The sequence below is a fragment of the Caballeronia sp. TF1N1 genome (assembly GCF_022878925.1).
Lineage (GTDB): Bacteria > Pseudomonadota > Gammaproteobacteria > Burkholderiales > Burkholderiaceae > Caballeronia.
The window spans coordinates 668,649-687,835 of the sequence record NZ_CP084629.1 but is presented as its reverse complement, the minus strand read 5'-3'; the positions used below and the strand labels follow the sequence as shown (position 1 = coordinate 687,835).

Below are 19,187 nucleotides of genomic sequence, written 5' to 3'. Positions count from 1 at the left end.
CATTCCCATCGCATCACTCCCGCCTCGTGGTTTTTCAGGGTAAACACCGGCGATGCGCCGCTTTATCCCGCTCCCCGCTTCACCTACAATTTATCAAACGATCACTAATCGATCGATAAATAATTTGTCAGGAGCCGAAGATGCCTGTTACGAAACTTGCCCACTACTCGATCCGCACGACCGATCTCGAACAGTCGTGCCACTTCTATGAACGCATCCTCGGCTTCAAGCGCGGCTATCGTCCGCCCTTCGACTTTCCCGGCGCGTGGCTCTACAAAGGCGGCGACGAAGTGGACTTCGGCACGGTTCATATCATTGGCGTGGATCCGAACAATCCCGAAGGACTCACCGCATATCTCGGCGACAAGGCCTTGCCCGCGAGCGGAACGGGCACGGTCGATCACATTGCGTTTCTCGCGACGGGCGTCGAAGAGATGTGGCAGACGCTGACAAGCGAAGGCATCGCGTGGCGCGATCGCACGGTGCCAAGCCTCGGCTTGCATCAAGTGTTCATCGAAGATCCGTCGGGCGTGACTATCGAACTCAACTTCCCCGCCGAAGAACTGAGCCGCCTCACGCATGCACGACCGTCGAGCAAGCAAAACCCCGTCAGCGAAGGAGAATGAGCATGGTCCAGAGTTCCAAACGATCCAGAGCGATCATCGTCGGCGGTTCGCTCGGCGGGCTTTTCGCAGCGAACCTGCTGGTGCGTAACGGTTGGAATGTAGACGTGTTCGAGCGCGTGCCGGATGAACTCGCCGGACGCGGCGCGGGCATCGTGACGCATCCCGAACTTTTCGATGCACTCGGCGCAGCCGGCATTCAAATCGACGATGGCATCGGCGTGAAGGTGCGTTCACGCGTGACCTTCGCGCAGGACGGCGCGGTGCTGTCCGAACGCGATCTGCCGCAAACGCTGACCGCGTGGGGCAAGATGTATCACGTGCTGCGCGCTGCGCTTCCCGACGTGCACTATCACGCTGGAGTAACGGTGGCATCGGTGGAAGATGACGGCGATCGTGCAACCGTCACGCTCGGCGACGGGGCGGTATTGCATGCCGATCTCGTCATCGCGGCGGATGGCTTCAAATCGGCTATTCGCGAGCGCTTGATGCCCGAAGTGAAGCTGCAATATGCCGGTTATATTGCGTGGCGCGGTCTTGTCGATGAAGCCTCGCTGTCGCGTGAAACTCGCGACGCGCTCTTCGACAAGTTCGCGTTTTGCCTGCCGCCGCGCGAGCAAATTCTCGGCTATCCCGTGGCCGGTCAAGGCAATAGCACGACGCCCGGCGAGCGCCGCTACAACTTCGTGTGGTATCGCGCAACGAGCGAAGATGTCCAGCTTCCCGATCTGCTGACCGATGCATCGGGCAAGCGCTGGACCGGCGGCATTCCGCCGACGCTCATTCGCGCCGACGTGCTCGCCGACATGGAAGACGCCGCGCTCACGCTGCTCGCACCGCAATTCGGCGAAGTCGTGACGCGCGCGACGCAACCGCTCTTTCAGCCTATCTTCGATCTCGAAGTGCCGCGCATGGCGATCGGCCGCATCGCGCTGCTGGGCGATGCCGCGTTCGTTGCGCGTCCGCATTGCGGAATGGGCGTGACCAAGGCAGCCAGCGACGCCATGACACTCGTCAAGGCACTGAAGACGCACGGCGATGTGCAAGACGCGCTTGCCGGCTACAGCCTCGAACGCACGCAAGTGGGCGCGGCTGTCGTGCAGCACGCGCGCCATCTCGGCGCATACATGCAGGCGCAGTTGAAGACGGAAGTCGATCGCGAGATGGCCGAGCGCTACCGCACGCCCGATGCCGTCATGCGCGAGACCGCCGTTCCCGCGCGGTTCTGATGACAAAGGAGACGACGTGGACCACAGCGCCCCAACCTATGCGATGAACGCGCACGTCATCGCCGAAGAACCGCCGCCGCACATGGCGAACCCATTGCTCGACGACCCGCGCTTTCAGGCGCTCGTGCAAAAACGCCGCGCCTTCTCGTGGATGCTCACGCTCCTCATGCTCACGGTGTACTTTGCCTTCATCCTCACGCTGGCATTCGCGCCCGCGTTGCTCGGCCGGCCGATTGTCGCCGGTTATCCCGCGACGTGGGGCATTCCAGTCGGCTTCGGCATGTTCGTCTTCACGTTCGGCATCGTGGCGGTGTATGTCGCGCGAGCCAACACTTTCCATGACCGCGCCGTGAACGAAATCCGGCAAGGAGCACGGCAATGAAACGTATCTCTCTTTCGCTCGGCGCGTTGATGTGCGCTGTCACTGCGATCTCTGCCGATGCCGCCGAAGTCGCGTCGGCGTCGCGCTCGCATAATCCGATAGCGATCGGCATGTTCCTCGTTTTCGTCGCATCGACATTGTTCATCACGCGCTGGGCGGCAAGGAAGAACCACAGCGTGTCCGATCACTACGCTGCGGGCGGCAAGATCACCGCGTTCCAGAATGGCTGGGCGATAGCGGGCGATTACATGTCGGCCGCGTCGCTGCTAGGCATCTCCGCGCTGGTCTTCACGAGCGGCTACGACGGCCTCATCTATTCCATCGGCTTTCTCGCGAGCTGGCCGATCATCCTCTTTCTGATCGCCGAACCGTTGCGCAACCTCGGCCGTTATACGCTCGCCGACGTGGTGTCCTATCGCCTGCAACAACGGCCGATTCGTGCGTTCGCCGCGTCGAGCTCCATCGTGATCGTGCTGCTATACCTCGTCTCGCAGATGGTCGGCGCGGGCAAACTCGTCGAATTGCTGTTCGGCTTCGACTACACGGCGGCGGTCGTGCTGGTCGGCGTGCTGATGGTGGTGTACGTGTTCTTCGGCGGCATGCTCGCCACCACATGGATTCAGATCATCAAGGCAGCGCTTCTGCTGGCGGGCGCGGCTTTCATGGCGTTCATGGTGTTGAGCCGCTTCGGCTTCAGCATGAACGCGCTCTTTGCACAGGCGATCCTCGCGCATCCGAAACACGCCGCGATCATGAGCCCTGGCGGTTTGGTATCCGATCCCGTCTCCGCCGTTTCGCTCGGCCTCGCGCTGATCTTCGGCACGGCCGGACTGCCGCATATCCTGATGCGCTTCTTCACGGTCGGCGACGCCCGCGCCGCGCGCAAGAGCATTCTGTACGCGACGGGCATCGTGGGAATCGGCTATGCGCTCATCATCGTCATCGGCTTCGGCACGATTGCGCTCGTAGCGACCGATCCGCTCTATCACAGCGCATCCGGCGGCGTGATCGGCGGCGTGAACATGGTGGCCCTGCATCTGGCGCATGCGGTGGGCGGCAACGTGTTCCTCGGCTTCATGTGCGCGGTCGCGTTCTCGACGATCCTGGCCGTGGTCGCGGGCCTGACGCTCGCCGGTTCCTCGGCGGTATCGCACGACCTGTATGCGAACGTGCTGCGCCGCGGACGCGCGACGGACCGCGAGGAAATGCGCGTGTCGCGGCTCACCACGCTCGTGCTCGGCGTGCTGGCCATCTTGCTTGGCATTGCGTTCGAGAAGCAGAACATCGCGTTTATCGTGAGTCTCACGTTCTCGATCGCGGCAAGCTCCAATTTTCCGGTGCTGTTGCTGTCGATCTACTGGCGCGGCCTCACCACGCGCGGCGCGGTGATAGGCGGTTCGCTCGGTCTGATCTCCGCCATCACGCTCACCATCCTGAGCCCGACCGTCTGGGTCCAGGTGCTTGGTCACGCGCACGCCATCTATCCGTACGAATATCCCGCGCTCTTTTCCATGCTCGTCGCCTTCGTGAGCGTGGTCTTCTTCTCGATCACCGATCACTCGGCGCGCGCCGTGCGCGAACGTGCGCTCTATGGCAATCAGCTCGTGGACTGCGAGCTCGGCATGATCAAAAACGGCTGAGACAGGCCGATCGAAATCCATCACGGAGACATGACTCATGGATTGCACTTGCTGCATCTCGCCGAAGCGCCGTCGTCTGCTTGGAACCATGGCCGCGCTCGCGGGCGGCTTCGCTTCGGGCCTTCCGAACGCATCCGCCCGAGCCAATGCGACAGTCAAAGGCAAATCGATCGACATTCACGCGCACTATTACCCCGAAAGCTATTGCGAACTCGTCGGCAGCGACGGCGATAAATTCGGCGGCAAGTTCACCTGCGATGCGAGCACCTTCAGCTTTCAGACGCCTGCTGGCGGCCTCGGTCCGCTGCCGCTCAAATTCATCCGTATCGACGAACGGCTTGCCGATATGGACGCGTCCGGCGTCGACGTACAGGCGCTCTCGCTCAGCGTGCCGATGGCCTATTGGGCCGACCGCGCCTTCAACGCGAAGCTGGCAACGACATGGAACACGGCAGCATCCGCGGTGCACGTGCAGCATCCGACGCGCTTCGTCGTCCTCGCGACGCTGCCGATGCTGAACGCGCACGACGCCATCGACGAACTCGAACGTGCGTCCGAATTGCCGGGCGTAAGCGGCGTCTATATGGGCACGAACATCAACAACCGCGATCTCGACGATCCGTTGTTCGAGCCGGTCTTCGCGCGCATCGAACAACTCGATTTGCCGGTGTTCCTGCATCCGCAACAGACGGTCGGCGGCGCGCGGCTCACCGACTTCTACCTGAGCAATCTGCTCGGCAATCCATTCGATACCGCCATTGCCGGATCGCATTTGATTCTCGGTGGCGTCATGGACAGGCATCCGCGACTCAACGTCACCTTGCCGCACGCGGGCGGCGCGTTGCCTATCCTCATGGGCCGTATCGATGCGGGCTGGAACGTGCGGCCCGAAACGCGGAGGCTTGCGCAGAAGCCGAGCAGCTACCTGCGCCGCTTCAATTACGACACGGTGTCGCATTCCGGGCCGGTGCTCGATTTCCTGATAAAGAACATCGGCATAGACAGGCTCGTGCTCGGCAGCGACTACTGCTTCGATATGGGTTATGAACAGCCGGTGACGTTTCTGGACCGCCTCGAGCTGCCGCCCGAGCAGAAGAACCTGATCCTCGGCGGCAACGCGGCGCAATTGCTCAAGATATGAGATTGGCGCCCGGCGACTGAACGAAAATTAATATTTGTCGCGGACAATTTCCAAGATAATCCACGGATTCCGCCGGTTATGACCATCGCTTGATTATGGCAACGCAAACGCCGCATGCGTGAGTGCAGCGTGACGAGCAAGGGTGACGGACCATGTTCAACCAGACAGATATTTCCAGCACCACGGCGCCGCGTCAGAAAGACTCGCTCGGCTGTCTTTCGACGCAGCTGCACAAGGACCTCGAACTGCGCGCGGGCGACTTCACGTTCTATCGCAAATGCAGGCGCGAGGAAAAGACGAGCGAAGTCGTCACGCCCGCGTCCGATCGCGGCTTTCTCATCGGTGTCTCGCTCGCGGCGGGACATCGCCGGCGCATCATCACGGGTAGCCGTTCGGCGCTGCACGAGTTCAGGAAGGACTCGGTCTATATCCGCAATTTCGAGGACGACTACCGCGCCGATCTGCACGGCGCGTTCGACTTCGTGCTGATGGAATTTTCGCGGTCGTTCATCGTGAACACGGGCTATGAGCGAAACGGCACGACCATTTCCGGCTTCTCGGCGCCGCCCGGACGCGAGGACGCCATCTTCGGCCAGCTCGCGCAGGTGCTCGCGCTGACGCTGGATCGTTCGTCCGAGACCAGTGCGCTTTTCCTCGAACAACTCGGCGTCACCATCGGCACGCATCTCGTGGATCGATACGGCGACGCGACCGCGAAAGCGCTCAAGCCGGGGCCGCGTCTTTCGAGTATTCAGGAAGCGCGCGCCAAGGAGATGCTGCTCGCCAAAACCGATGACAACGTATCGCTCGAAGCCATCGCGAGTGCATGCAACTTGTCGCGCAGCTACTTCATCCGCGCGTTTCGCGAGACCACGCAGCACACGCCGCATCAATGGGTGCTGGAGCAACGCATCGAACATGCGCGCATGCTGCTTCGCAAATCGACGTGGTCGCTTGCGGAGATCGCCATTGCATGCGGCTTCTCCGATCAAAGCCACTTCAGCCGCACGTTCTCGCAACTGGTCGGCACGCCGCCCGGAAACTGGCGCAGGCAAGCGGGCAATTGACACAGCCTTTCTTCAGTCGATACCTCGCGTCGTCACATCCATAGACTTTCATACAAAGCATCGCACTTACGTGCAATACGCATGAACGGCGCTGCGCTAACTTGATCGTGCCGAGGCTGCGCACGCCACTTTCTTATCCCGCGCCGACCTTAGCTTCTCCCTCCCGTTTCGCTCCCTTTCCCCAACCTGGAAACGTCACGATGCAAATAGGCGGATTTCAGATCGATCTGGAGATGCGCGCCTTATGGCGAAACGGCGAACTCGTGCGTCTCGGCTCGCGCGCTTTCGATATCCTCGCCGTGGTCGCGGCGGCTGGCGGCCGTCTCGTCTCGAAGGACGAGGTGATGAACGCCGTATGGCCCGACACCGTCGTCGAGGAGAACAATATTCACGTTCATCTCTCGGCGTTGCGCAAGGTGCTCGGCGCGGACCGCGACCTGATTCTCACCGTGCCCGGCCGTGGCTATCAACTCCTGCAACGCAAGCCGAGCACGCCATCCGATGAAGCGCGGCTCAAGCCCGCTTGCGGCCGCCGTCTTCCGCCGCAAAAATCCGCGTTGCTCGGACGCGATACGGAAATCGCCACGATCCGCGCCATGCTGCGCAACTCGCACGTGTTGACGGTGACGGGCGCGGGCGGCATCGGCAAGACGCGGCTCGCTATCGAGGCGGCCCGTCATAGTGCCGAAGACTTTCCAGAACCGGTGTGCTTCGTCGAACTCGCCGCGTTGACGACGCGCGAAGGCGTGCTGTGCGCCATCGCGGAGAGTTGCGGCATTGCCTTGCCCGATACGCAAATCGATGTAGCGCGCGTGGCCGCGACACTCGCCGGCCAGTCGAAACTCCTGCTGCTCGATAACGCCGAACATGTGGTCGGCGCCGTGGCGCAGATCGTCGATGCACTCGTCGCCGGCAACGAAAAGCTGCGCGTGCTGGTGACGAGCCGTGAGCCGTTGCGCGTGATGGCAGAGAGCATCTTCCGAGTGGAACCGCTCGACGTGCCTCCCGCCGATGCCGCGGACGCCGATATTCTCCGATGCTCCGCCGTGAACCTCTTCATCCTGCGCGCCGATTCGTTGCAGGAAAGCGTGGCGACCGACAGCGCGGAGATCCGGCTCGTCGGTGAAATCTGCCGGCGTCTGGACGGCCTCCCGCTTGCCATCGAACTGGCCGCCGCGCGCGTCGCCGCGCTCGGCGTGGAAGGCGTCTGCCGCAGGCTGGACGACCGCATGGCGATTCTCGCGGGCGGTTACCGCACCGCGCTGCCGCGTCATCAAACCTTGCGCGCCACTTTCGACTGGAGCTTCGCGCTGCTCGACCGCGACACGCAATCCGTGTTCTGGCGGCTCGCGCTCTTTAGCGGCAGGTTCTCTTTCGAGTCGATGTGCGCGGCAGTCTGCGACGAAGAGCACACGACAGCGGACGCCATCGGCGGCATCACCGAACTGGTCGCGAAGTCGCTCGTGAGCGTCGAATTCGAGCGCGCCACCGCGCGCTATCGTCTGTCGGAATCGACGCGCGCCTATGCGCTGGAAAAGCTGCGCGCCAACGGCGAATTGCGCGAGATCATCCGCCGCAATGCGCGTCATGTTGCACGACAGATCGCGGCCACAGCCTGCGGCCTCGACGACCATCCGGCCGCCTTCCAGCACACGCTGGACGATGCGCGCGTCGCGCTCGACTGGGCGATGTCCGGGGACGGCGATGTCCGCGTGGGTATCGAACTGGCGTCGCATCTCGTCGGCGCACTAAGCGACGCGCATCTGTTCGACGAGTGCCGCATGCGCGCCGCGCTCGCCGTCGATGCCATCGCGAAGCTGCCGGCGGGAACGGCAGACGCAGCGATCGAGAAGCGGCTGCGCGCGGCGTTGACAGCGGCGGCGCCCGTGGTCCACGAGACGCCGCCGCTGCCTGCGCGACCCGCCCGCTGGCCGCTTTCCAGGCGCTTGCACAAGCCTGCGCTGACCGCCACGCCGCTTACGACTGGATGAACTCCAGCAGGTCCGCGTTGACGCGATCCGCGTGCGTGGTGCACATGCCATGCGGCGCGCCTTCGTAAATCTTCAGCTTCGCGTTCGGCATGAGCTTCGACGAGAGCTTGCCGGAATCGTCGAGCGGAACGATCTGATCGGCGTCGCCTTGCAGCACGAGCGCGGGCACCGTGACCTGCTTCAGGTCTTCGGTGAAGTCCGTCTCCGAGAACGCCTTGATGCAGTCGTACATGCCTTTGATCGAACCCAGCATGCCGAGCAGCCAGAACGAATCGATCGTGCCTTGCGACACTTTCGCGCCGGGCTTGTTGAAGCCGTAGAACGGCATCGCGAGGTCCTTGAAGAACTGCGCGCGGTTATCGTGCACGCCTTTGCGAATGTCGTCGAACACGGATAGCGGCAGGCCGCCCGGGTTCGCTTCGGTCTTGAGCATGATCGGCGGCACGGCCGAAACCAGCACGACCTTCGACACGCGCTTTGCGCCATGACGCGCGATATAGCGCACCACTTCTCCGCCGCCGGTCGAATGGCCGACCATCATGATGTCTTGCAGATCCAGCGCTTCGATCAGCTCGGCAAGATCGTCGGCATAAGTGTTCATCTCGTTGCCGTTCCACGGTTGCGATGAACGGCCGTGGCCGCGACGGTCATGCGCGATCACGCGATAACCGCGTTCGGCGAGGAACATCATCTGCGCGTCCCACGCGTCGGCATCGAGCGGCCAGCCGTGAGAAAACGTGATCGCCGGGCCCGTGCCCCAGTCCTTGTAATAGATTTCCGTGCCGTCCTTGGTCGTGATGTAAGCCATGTCCGCTACTCCTTCTCGATTGATTGACCGGCCCGTGCCGGTGTGTCATGCGTGAAGGGAGTATTCGCGATTCGTGGCACGGCACGCTTGGTTATCGCCCGGCTTTTGTGGATTTGCACGATAGCTTCACGCAACGACTTCAAGCGACCGCCGACAGCGTGAAGACGAACACCGTCCCACGCGGATACGCCGGTCCCGCGGTGAGCGTCCCGCCATGCGCCTCGATGATCGACCTGCAAATGGCGAGCCCCATGCCCATGCCGGTGTCCTTCGTGGTGAAGAACGCGTCGAAGATGCGCTCGGCAATGTCTTCGCGAATGCCATCGCCGTTGTCCTGCACGGACACGATCACGGTGCCCCTGTCGTCGATGCAGGACGTGACGGCGAGCAGGCGCTGACGCGCATCGAGATGGCTCATGGCATCGGCGGCGTTCATGACGAGATTGAACAGCACCTGTTGCAGCTGCACGCGATCAGCCGTTACCGAACAACGCGCAGCCAGATCGAGCCGCACGAGGACACCGCGTTGTTCTATTTCCGCCGCCGCCAGTTCGAACACTTCGCGCACGACGTAATCGATATAGACCGGCGCGAAAATAGGCTTGGTTTCCTTCGCAAGCGTCTGCAATGCGCGGATGATATCGCCCGCCCGCTTGCCGTCCTTGACGATCTCGCGCAAGCCGCTCGATGCCTCGGCCAGATCCGGCTCGGGCCGGTTGAGCCAGCGCACGGACGCACTCGCGTTCGACACGATGGAAGCGAGCGGCTGATTGATCTCGTGCGCGATCGAAGCGGCGAGTTCGCCCATCGTCGATGCGCGCGATGCCTTCGCCAGTTCGCTCTTCGCGTTCTGCAAGGCGAGTTCGGTCACGTGCCGTTCGGTCAGGTCGGTGACCACGCCGACGAAGCTGCTCACGCCGGACGGTTCGCCCAGCACTTCGAGATGCTTGATGGCGCCGTCCGGCGCGACCACGCGAAACTTCTGCCGGAAGGGCACGCGCTTGTGCGCGGCACGCTCGACCATCTCCCGATAAAACGCGACGTCCTCGGGATGAATGCGCTCCATGATCGCGCGTGTCGCGGGACCGCTCGCTTCCATCGGCAAGCAAAACACGTTGTAGAGTTCCTTCGACCAATAGCGCTCGCCCGTCAGCGTGTTCCAGATATAGCTTCCCGAGCGGCCTATCCGCTGCCCGAGCGCGAGCGCTTCCTCGCTCATGCGCAAGGCCGCTTCCGTTTCCTTGCGACGCTTGTTTTCTTCGAGCAACTCGGCATAAAGACGCGCCGTTTCGAGCGATATGGCCGCCTGCGACGCGAGCAATTCGAGCACCGACGTGCGGCTCTCCGTGAACACGCCCGTCGTCAGATCGTTTTCGAGGTAAAGCGCGCCGACGGCATGCCCTTGCTTCACGAGCGGCAGACAGCATACGGAACGAACCGGCCTGCTGGACAAGGCTGCATCGAAGGAAAAACGCGGATCGTGTTGCGCGTCTTCCACCACCACGGGCTTGCGCGTGCGCAGCGCCGTGTACAGGACCGAAGCGGGCAAATCCTCGCGCACGGGCGCTTCGCCGGCCAGCTGAACCTGTACGCCCTCGGGCGTCTCCTGTCCGCGCGCTTCGGCCACGGGCACGTTGCCTTGCATGAGAATCAGGATGCCGCTGCGCGCGCCGGCGTGAACGATAGCGAGCGTGACGAGCGTGCGGATCAGCTTGTCGAGCACGATCTCCTCAGAGAGCGCTTGCGACGACTTCAGCGCCGACAGCAAATCAAAGCGATGCTGCGCATCCTCGATTTCGACCGATGGACGGGACGCCACCGGAACCTCGGGCAGCGCTTGACGCACGGCCGTCGCACGTGCCGGACCCGCATCGCGTTCGAGTCGGCCGACGAGCGCATGCGCGCCCCAGCGCGCATAACCGTCGATCGCGCGCCGCCGATGTTCCCGCGCGGCCGTAAAGAGCCCGTTCGCTTCGCAGCACGCGCACGCCAGCCGATGCGCGAGTGCATCGATATGACTGAAGCCGCTTTCGGACGCTGCGGCTGCCGCTTCCTCATAACGCGCCAGCGCTTCGAGCGGCTTGCCGAGCAGACGAGCGATTTCGGCTTCGACCAGCAACAGCTTGTCGAGAAACGTCGCCGGATTGAGTTTCGCCCAGACCGTAAGCTTCGCGAGATGCGGTTCGATGCGCGCAATGGCTTCGTCCGCTTCGTACATTTGCGCGAGATTGAGCGCCGAATAGAAGTGGTAATCCAGTTGATGCACGTGCGCGGGCGTCGCCCACGTCAGCTCGCCGGCTTCAGCGAGGCAATACGACGCGTTGCGGTAATCGCCATGAAAGTAGCAGGACATGCCCTTTAGCAGCCAGATCCAGAAACGCAGCGTCGTCATCTGCGTGTCGAGCAGATCGGCGTCGAAGGTCATGCGTCCGTCCACCACCGAGCCGAAATTGCCCGGCAGTCCCGGCCCGCCCGTCAGGCTGTGTACGTAGCGCTTTTGCAGTTCCAGGATGTCCTCGACATCCCGGAATCTCACGCGTCGCGCGAACGACAAACCCAGGTCGATTTCGCGATCGACCTGTTCGAGCGGCGCGCCCATCGTCAGCAGATCGGAGACGATGTGATTGCATGCGTAACAACTCATCGTGAGGTCGCCGCTCGGCCTGGCGGATTCGAACGCATCGCGCGCGCAGGCCAGCACGTAGGGCAGCGGCTGGGTCCAGACGGCGACCGTATCGAGCGCCACCAGCGTGCTCGTGGCGACCGTGTTGAAGCCGCGCGATTCGACCAGCGTGCGCGCCAGCCGCGAGAACTCGAAGCCTTCCTCGTAGCGCCCGAAGAACTCGGCGACATAAACGCCGAACCACGACAGACAGTGCGCCGATGCTGCCGTGATGCCGTGGTCGATGGTCATCTGCACCATGTGGCACAGATGCAGAAAACCGAGCCGTTCATCGACGAACGATGCGGGCGCGTAGACGCTCGCGAGCAGGTTCATCTCGGACTCGATCTTCTCGTCGCGCAACGTCGGCAGGTTCGCGAGCGAGGCGATGCTTCGCGATGCAAGCGACGCGTTGAGCTTGCCATACGCGGCTTCGACATCGGCGGCTTGCGGAAAGCGCGGCAGAACCGTGCCGAACAGCCGAACGCCTTCGAGCGCGGTTTCGACGGCGGCTTCATAGTCCGACAGATGCTGCTGCATGTCGACCTTGAGTTTGTAGACCGACGCGCGCGCGACGACAGACAGGTCCTCGCGCAAGAGCGTGGCGATCTCTTTACCGGCAGCGTCGAAATCGGCGTTCAGGATGTGACACTGCACGCGCAACACGCCCATTTCATAGGTTGCGGCGTGGGCCTGCGCCGCGCCGTTCGCGTGCAGCAGCGCCTGCACGACGTCCAGATAATTCAGCGCGGAACGGATAGCGATCGCTTCTTTCGCCTGACGCGCCGCTTGCAAACAGACCGTGGCGAACACGTCGGTCTCGTCTGCATCGAGTTCGAGAAGCGCGCCCGCCGCCTGAGCGCGTTCGATATGGTGCGCCACGTCGAACGCCGATTGCAGCGTCCGCGCATTGAAGTCTCGCAGCAAAATGCGCGCGATGCGGGCGTGTTCGACACCGCGCTCGTGTTCGGGCGTCAACGCATACGCCGCCTCTTGCACGCGGTCGTGAGCGAAGGCAAAGCCCGTGCGGTCGGATACGACGAGCCCTGCTTCGAGCGCGGGTTGCAGACGCCGCGCCGACTCGACGCCATCGCCGGGATCGATCAGCATGAGTGTCGAACGGTCGAGCCGTCGTCCCATGAACGCGAGCAGCCTGAGCACCGCCTGCGCCGCTGGCGGCAGGCGCGAAAGCCGCGTCACCATCAGATCGACGACGTTATCCGACGATTCGTACTCGCCGATACGTTCCAGGTCCCACGTCCAGCGACGCGCCTCGCCGTCGTAGACGATCATCCGATGTTCCGCCAGCACGAGCAGCAGTTGCTTGATGAAGAACGGGTTGCCGCCGGTTTTTTCGTGCACCACCGCCGCGAGCGGAAAGACATGCGCGGCATCGGAATGAAGTGCGTCGGCGAGCAAGGCCACGACATTCGCCGGATCGAGCGGCCCGACAGCCAGCGAACTCACGCGCGCGCCGGCATCGGGCAACGAATCGAGGAACGCCTTGAACCGTGGCGAGCGATCCACTTCGTTATCGCGATACGCGCAGATTAGAAGCATATGACGCATATCGGCATGCGCCACGAAAGCGGCGATGAAGTTCAGCGTGGCCTCGTCGAACCAGTGAACGTCGTCGAAGAAGAGAATCAGCGGATGCGCTTCTGTCGCGAACACGGACAAGAGCCGCGAGATCAGCGCCTGAAAGCGCAACTGCGCTTCCACGGGCGGCAACTCCGCTACGTCGGGCGGCTCGCCGAGCACGAGTTCCAGCTCGGGAATGAAGTTCACGATGAGTTTTCCCTGCAAACCGACCGCCTCGCACAGCACCGCGCGCCAGCGGTCGAGTTCGCTGTCGCTCTCACCGAGAATGCGCTGAAAGAGCGAACGGATGGCCTGCATCAACGGCGCATAAGGCGCGTTCTGACCGTACTGTTCGAGCTTGCCGGAAGCGAAGAGCGCGGCACTCTGCGCGGTCGCGCGATGCACGCTGCGCACGAGTTCCGACTTGCCCGCGCCCGAATAGCCGGACACGAGGATGAGTTCGGCGGCGCCCTGCCGCGCGTTGCGATCGAAGGCGTCCCGCAGCGCCTGATATTCATGCACACGTCCAAACAGACGATGCGTAAAGGCGAGATTCTTGACGTTGTCTTTCGCGGCCGGTTCGAACGGGACGATATGCTGCATCTCGTTCCAGTCGGCAAGACAGTGCCGCAGATCGGCTTCGAGACTCGACGCACTTTGATAGCGTTCCGCAGGACTCTTGGCAAGCAACTTGAGTACGATTGAACCCAGCACATCGGGCAATGACGCGCGGTAGCGGCGCGGATCGGCGGGCTGCCGCGCGACGTGATTGAAGATCCATTCGACCGCATCCGCCGCTTCGAACGGCAAGTGGCCGGTCAATAGCTCGTATAGGGTCACGCCGAGAGAATAGAGATCGCTGCGCTCGTCAGCCTGTTCTTCCGCGCGTCTCGCCTGCTCCGGCGACATATACGCCAGCGTGCCGCTCAAGGTATCGGCGTGGTCGATGGACTCTGCAGCTTCGCTCGTCGAAGCGCGAAAGCCGAGCAAGCGCACCGTGCCATCGGCGCCTTCCAGCAGGTTCGAAGGCTTGATGTCGCCGTGCAGAACGCCGCGTTCGTGCGCGAGCGCGAGCGACTGCGCCGCGCCCACGGCAATACGCAGAAAGCGGCCGAGTGCAATCGTGCCGTCGGCGCGTGGAAGAATCGGCGCGCCACCCTGGTCTTCATAGACGAGCACCGGCCCGCGTTCGAGCCTCAAGAGCGCGAGCGGCCGCACGGCCCACGCGGAATCGAGCTTCCCGGCCGGCGCAAACTCTTGCCCGAGACGCCGCAACACGGCATCGGAAGAAGGACCGGCAGGCGCCGCGACGAGCCAGGACCGCGCGCCGTCTTGCGTTCTCGCGCGATGCCGCACGATCTCGCCATCCACGAGCAGCGCTTCGAGTGCGAGCTGATCGAACCAGAGCTGATCGAAATGCACGGCGATGCCGGAGCCAGACGACGCCTTGCGCGTCCCGTCGATGAATGCCTCGGTGCTCAATTCATCTCTCCTTCGGCCATGTGCAATAGCCTTCGATTTCAGTTCGGCCAGTCCGATCCCAACACCAGCCCGCAGAAGTTCAATCGCCGGTAGTTCGGGTCCCAGCGATCGAGCACGTCGGCGTTCACCGTGCCGAAGGTCGTATCCGGCCGATGCTCCATGCCGCGCGCATACGCTTCGATCAACTTCTTCTTGAAGCCGGTTTCCCGCGGATACGCCTGCACGATCTCATCGCGCTCAGGCTCGCTGAACTGGTCGTAACGCGCGCCCGTCACGTCCATCTGCACGCCGGCGGCGATGAGCGCGACCAGCGTCGAAAGATGTTCCGGAATGCCGGGCGTCGTATGCAGCGCGATGCCGAGCCACACCTCTTCGATCTGACGCTCGGCCACGCCGTGCTGACGCATGAAGTCGCGCGCGGCATCGGCGCTGTCCACTTCGAAACGGTTCGGCGAGTGCTGGAAGCGCGTGTTCAGTCCGACATCGTGAAACAGCGCGCCGAGGTAGAGCAGTTCGGCATCGAAGGGCCTGTTCTCGCGGTGGCCGGTCAGTGCGCCGAACAGGAACGAGCGAAGCGCGTGATGAAACATCAGGACGGATTGCGTGGCGCTGATCAGATTCGTGGCGGCCTGCGCCATCGCGGTATCGGGAATCGCCACGCCTGCAATCGTCAGCTTCATGCCCGCTCCTGTGTGTCGAGACATGGCGAGCGGTCCGTCACGACGCGCTGCATTCGCATGACGTCGAGGACCGTTCGCAGTCCGCGTTCTTTGTCAGAGGGTAGCGAAACGAATCTTTAAAGGCTTTGGCGGGTTCTAAAAAAGCCTTAAGCGCTGCGATGCGGATTGGCGCCAAGAACCGTGAACGACGGTGAATACGCGAGATGCCAGGCAGTCTCAACGCACCACGCCCGAACCACGCGCCAACTAAGCGCCAACTAAGCGCGACGGTCCTTAAAACTTCTTAATCCGATGCGCGGCGAAGCATGTCGTTCAAGCGTCTTTCCCGCGCCCACGCGCCGCCTCAGAACATTTCACGTTTTTTGCAGGACTTTAGCCGCGCGGCGTTCCTACACTGCACTCAGTTCAAGAGCCTCGGTCTTCGCCCGAAGCGCGCAGACGCGTTTCGAGAAACTGCACGAGCGCGCGCACCTTGCTGGATTGCCGGCGATTGGACAGATACGCGGCGTAGACCACGGCATCGCCCGAGTGAGGACTGGCGTCGAACTGTTCGAAGAGACGCACCACGCGGCCCGTGCGAATGTCGGGCGCGACTTGCCATTCGGGCAGCAACGCAATGCCTCGTCCGGATACGACGCTTTCGAGAAGGATGTCGAGATTATTCGACAGCAGATGACCGCGCACATCGACACGCTGTTCGTCGCCATCGCGCCGGAAGGTCCAGACCTGGCGCGTGCGATAGCCGCCGCCGTACGCGAAGCGCAGGCACTCGTGCGCGTCGAGGTCCTGCGGTGTCTGCGGCGTGCCGTTGCGGGCGAGATACGCGTGGCTTGCCACGACATGGCGCGGATTGTCCGCGAGCTTTTTGACGATGAGATTGGCGTCGCGGTCGGCGCGGCCGATGCGGACCGCAACATCGATTCGATCGAGCGCGAGGTCCGTGAAGTGATCGGCGATGACGACATCGAGAAACACGCGCGGATGCTCCGCGAGAAACGCCGCGAAATGCGGGGCGAGGCACAGGCGGCTGTACGTGGACGGCGCCGAGATCCTGAGCGTGCCCACGGGCGCCGCGCCGCTGTCGAATACGCTTTCGTCGGCTTCGGCGAGGTCGTCGAGCACTTTCGAAACCTGCTCGACATACGCGATTCCGGCATCCGTGAGGCTGACTTTGCGCGGCGTGCGCGTGAGCAGCGCGGCGCCGAGCGAGTCTTCGAGCGAATCCATGAGACGCGTGACCGATGACGTGGCTACGCCCAGACGTTGCGCTGCCTTCGAGAAGCCGCCAGCCTCCGCGACTTCCAGCAGCGTCCTGACCGCGAGGAGCTTGTCCATGTTCGCCCGTAATCCACGTTTCGTTGCGCCCGACGCAACGCGAACTTGCATTCTATCCATATTCAACAATCGCGACGCAACGCATAAGCTGCGTGCATCGGCTCCAGAAGGGTTCATCACCGCGCGGCGTTTAGCGGCGCAAAGGAAAGCAGCATGAACGCGTTCGATAAACCGCGTGCCGTCGTCATCGGCGGATCGCTTGGCGGCTTGCTCACGGCCAACGCCCTGCGCGCGGCAGGCTGGCATGCCGATGTTTTCGAAACTTCGCCGAACCAGCTCGAAAGCCGGGGTGGCGGAGTCGTGTTGCAGCCGGATGTGCTGGAAGCGCTCGCATTTGCGGGCGTCGCGGTGCCGAATCCGCCGGGCGTGAATTCGGGCGATCGCATCTATCTGGATCGCGAAGACCGCGTGCTCGAACAGTTCCACATGCCGCAGATGCAGACGTCGTGGAGCCTGCTCTATCGCGCGATGAAAAACGCCTTGCCCGCGCAGGCGCTTCATGCGGGCGAGACCTTCGTCGATTTCGATCAGGACGGCGAGCGCGTCGTCGCGCGCTTCGAAAGCGGCCGCAGCGTCGAGGCCGATCTGCTGATCGGCGCGGACGGTATCCGCTCGACACTCAGGCGGCGGCTCTTGCCCGAGATCGTGCCGGTCTATGCAGGTTACGTGGCGTGGCGCGGACTCGTCGAGGAACCCGACCTGCCGATCTTCGCCGCGAACATGCTGCGCGACCGCTTCGCGTTTCAGGACGGCGACGGGCACTCGGGGCTTTCATACCTCATTCCCGGCGATGACGATTCGACCGTGCCAGGCGAGCGTCGCTGGAACTGGGTCTGGTATCGCAAGTACGGCGCCGAACGGCTCGGTGAACTGCTCGTCGATCGTCATGGCGAGAAGCGCGCGTTTTCGTTGCCGCCGGGTTCGACCAAGAACGCCGACATCGTTCAGTTGCGCGACGAAGCGCGGACCATGCTTGGCCCGACTTTCCGCGCACTCGTCGAATCCACGGACGATCCGTTCATGCAGCCGATCGTCGATCTGCGCTCGCCGCAAATGGTGTTCGGCCGTGCGCTGCTGCTGGGCGATGCGGCGTCCGTGCCACGGCCGCATACGGCGGGCAGCACCGCCAAGGCGGCGGCCAACGCACATGCGCTGGCGCTGGCGTTGTCGGCGGTGGCGGATGGCGGCGAGACCATCGATACCGCTTTGCGACGCTGGGAGCATCAGCAATTGCAACTCGGCCGGCGCATGACCGATCTAGGAATTTCGCTCGGCAACCGCCTGATGAAGGTCGGGCATTGAGCGCGCCGCTTTCTTCTTTTTGATTCGAGGAGTCGTCATGTCGACCCAGGCATCCACCACGACGGGCAGTAGCAGCCCCGTCAAGCTGACACGCGGGCTCATTGCGTTGTTCGCGTTCTGTTGCGGCGCTATCGTCGCGAATCTTTACTATGCGCAGCCGATCACCGAGTTGATTGCACCGGACATCCATATGTCGGGCGGCGCGGCGAGCATGATCGTGTCGCTCACGCAGATCGGCTATGCAATCGGCCTGTTCTTTCTCGTACCGCTCGGCGACCTGCTGGAAAACCGCAAGTTGATGATCATCACCGCGCTGGTGTCGATCGCGAGCCTTGCCGCCGCGGCGTTCACGCATCAGGCGGGCTTGTTTCTCGGCGTCTCGCTCCTGGTCGGCTTCAGTTCGGTTGCCGTGCAGATTCTGATTCCGCTTGCCGCGCATCTCGCGCCCGACGAGTCGCGCGGCAAGGTGGTCGGCACCATCATGAGCGGACTCTTGCTCGGCATTTTGCTGTCGCGCCCCATATCGAGCGTGGTCGCCGGTCACTTCGGCTGGCGCGCGGTATTCGGCTGCGCGGCCGTGTTGATGGCGGTCGTCACGAGCGTGCTCGCGTTGACCATTCCGCGTCGCCAGCCGGATCACAAGGCCACGTATTTCGAACTCATCGGCTCGCTTGGACACTTGATTCGCACGATGCCCGTCTTGCGACATCGTTCGTTTTATCAGGCGCTCATGTTCGCTTCGTTCAGCCTTTTCTGGACCGCGATTCCCGTCGAGTTGACGCGTCACTTCGGACTGTCGCAAACGCAGATCGGCATCTTCGCGCTGGTCGGCGCGATAGGCGCGACGTCGGCACCGGTAGCGGGACGGCTCGCGGATGCGGGCCACACGGTGCGCGCGACGCTCATCGCGTTGGTGGTAGGCGCGCTGGCATACGCGCCGGCGTTGATTCATCCGGCGTGGGGCGTGATCGGATTGGTGGCGACAGGCATCGTGCTCGACTTCGGCGTGCAGATGAACATGGTGCTCGGCCAGCGCGAGATCTATGCGCTGCACGCGGCGAGCCGCAATCGTCTCAACGCGCTTTACATGACGAGCATCTTCGTGGGCGGCGCGGTCGGATCGGCGCTGGCGAGTCCGCTTTACGAGCATGGCGGCTGGCCGCTGGTGGCAACGGTGGCAACGGCGTTTCCGTTGATCGCGCTCACGCACTATCTCGCCATCGGACGGCGACATGCGGCTCGTCACGCTTAATGAAAGCTCGTT

13 protein-coding genes are annotated in these 19,187 nt (G+C 63.0%); 9 read left to right on the top strand and 4 right to left on the bottom strand.

The genetic code is table 11. From position 1 onward, the window contains the following. Positions 1-140 precede the first annotated feature (140 nt). The 7 genes from LDZ28_RS29230 to LDZ28_RS29200 all read left to right on the top strand — a co-directional run bounded on the left by LDZ28_RS29230 (position 141) and on the right by LDZ28_RS29200 (position 8,073). A complete protein-coding gene (locus LDZ28_RS29230) occupies positions 141-626 on the top strand; it encodes a VOC family protein (RefSeq protein ID WP_244831244.1) in 486 nt (161 codons plus the stop codon). Further along, positions 623-1,852 carry an FAD binding domain-containing protein gene (locus LDZ28_RS29225; protein ID WP_244831243.1) on the top strand — a complete coding sequence of 410 codons (1,230 nt, stop codon included), beginning with the start codon at positions 623-625 and terminating at the stop codon, positions 1,850-1,852. The genes LDZ28_RS29230 and LDZ28_RS29225 overlap by 4 nt, the downstream gene beginning before the upstream one ends. Before the next feature lie 16 nt (positions 1,853-1,868). Continuing rightward, on the top strand, positions 1,869-2,234 hold the full coding sequence (locus tag LDZ28_RS29220) for a DUF485 domain-containing protein (protein WP_244831242.1): 366 nt from the start codon (positions 1,869-1,871) through the stop codon (positions 2,232-2,234). Between the two features lie 29 nt (positions 2,235-2,263). Beyond that, positions 2,264-3,874, top strand: a complete 1,611-nt coding sequence (actP, locus tag LDZ28_RS29215; protein ID WP_370652293.1) for a cation/acetate symporter ActP — start codon at positions 2,264-2,266, stop codon at positions 3,872-3,874. A 37-nt stretch (positions 3,875-3,911) separates the two neighbouring features. Then, positions 3,912-5,015 (top strand): amidohydrolase family protein, encoded by a 1,104-nt coding sequence (locus tag LDZ28_RS29210; protein WP_244831240.1) that lies wholly within the window; start codon positions 3,912-3,914, stop codon positions 5,013-5,015. A gap of 152 nt (positions 5,016-5,167) precedes the next feature. Further along, positions 5,168-6,082 (top strand): helix-turn-helix domain-containing protein, encoded by a 915-nt coding sequence (locus LDZ28_RS29205; RefSeq protein ID WP_244831239.1) that lies wholly within the window; start codon positions 5,168-5,170, stop codon positions 6,080-6,082. 200 nt (positions 6,083-6,282) lie between these two features. Then, complete coding sequence (locus tag LDZ28_RS29200; RefSeq protein ID WP_244831238.1) at positions 6,283-8,073, top strand: winged helix-turn-helix domain-containing protein; 1,791 nt, start codon at positions 6,283-6,285, stop codon at positions 8,071-8,073. Here the strand turns inward: LDZ28_RS29200 and LDZ28_RS29195 are convergent. The 4 genes from LDZ28_RS29195 to LDZ28_RS29180 all read right to left on the bottom strand — a co-directional run bounded on the left by LDZ28_RS29195 (position 8,060) and on the right by LDZ28_RS29180 (position 16,621). After that, positions 8,060-8,881, bottom strand: coding sequence for an alpha/beta fold hydrolase (locus LDZ28_RS29195; protein ID WP_244831237.1), 822 nt, complete (start codon positions 8,879-8,881; stop codon positions 8,060-8,062). The genes LDZ28_RS29200 and LDZ28_RS29195 overlap by 14 nt on opposite strands. A 139-nt stretch (positions 8,882-9,020) precedes the next feature. Further along, a complete protein-coding gene (locus LDZ28_RS29190; RefSeq protein WP_244831236.1) occupies positions 9,021-14,606 on the bottom strand; it encodes an AAA family ATPase in 5,586 nt (1,861 codons plus the stop codon). Positions 14,607-14,644: 38 nt separating this feature from the next. Continuing rightward, the gene (locus tag LDZ28_RS29185; RefSeq protein ID WP_244831936.1) at positions 14,645-15,286 is read right to left on the bottom strand and encodes an HD domain-containing protein; all 642 of its coding nucleotides are present in this window, start codon (positions 15,284-15,286) and stop codon (positions 14,645-14,647) included. Positions 15,287-15,691: 405 nt separating this feature from the next. Further along, positions 15,692-16,621 (bottom strand): LysR family transcriptional regulator, encoded by a 930-nt coding sequence (locus LDZ28_RS29180; RefSeq protein ID WP_244831235.1) that lies wholly within the window; start codon positions 16,619-16,621, stop codon positions 15,692-15,694. Between the two features lie 153 nt (positions 16,622-16,774). On the opposite strand from LDZ28_RS29180, the gene LDZ28_RS29175 reads away from it, so the two are divergent. Further along, a complete protein-coding gene (locus LDZ28_RS29175) occupies positions 16,775-17,923 on the top strand; it encodes an FAD binding domain-containing protein (RefSeq protein WP_244831234.1) in 1,149 nt (382 codons plus the stop codon). A 37-nt stretch (positions 17,924-17,960) separates the two neighbouring features. Beyond that, complete coding sequence (locus LDZ28_RS29170) at positions 17,961-19,175, top strand: MFS transporter (protein ID WP_244831233.1); 1,215 nt, start codon at positions 17,961-17,963, stop codon at positions 19,173-19,175. Positions 19,176-19,187 lie beyond the last annotated feature (12 nt).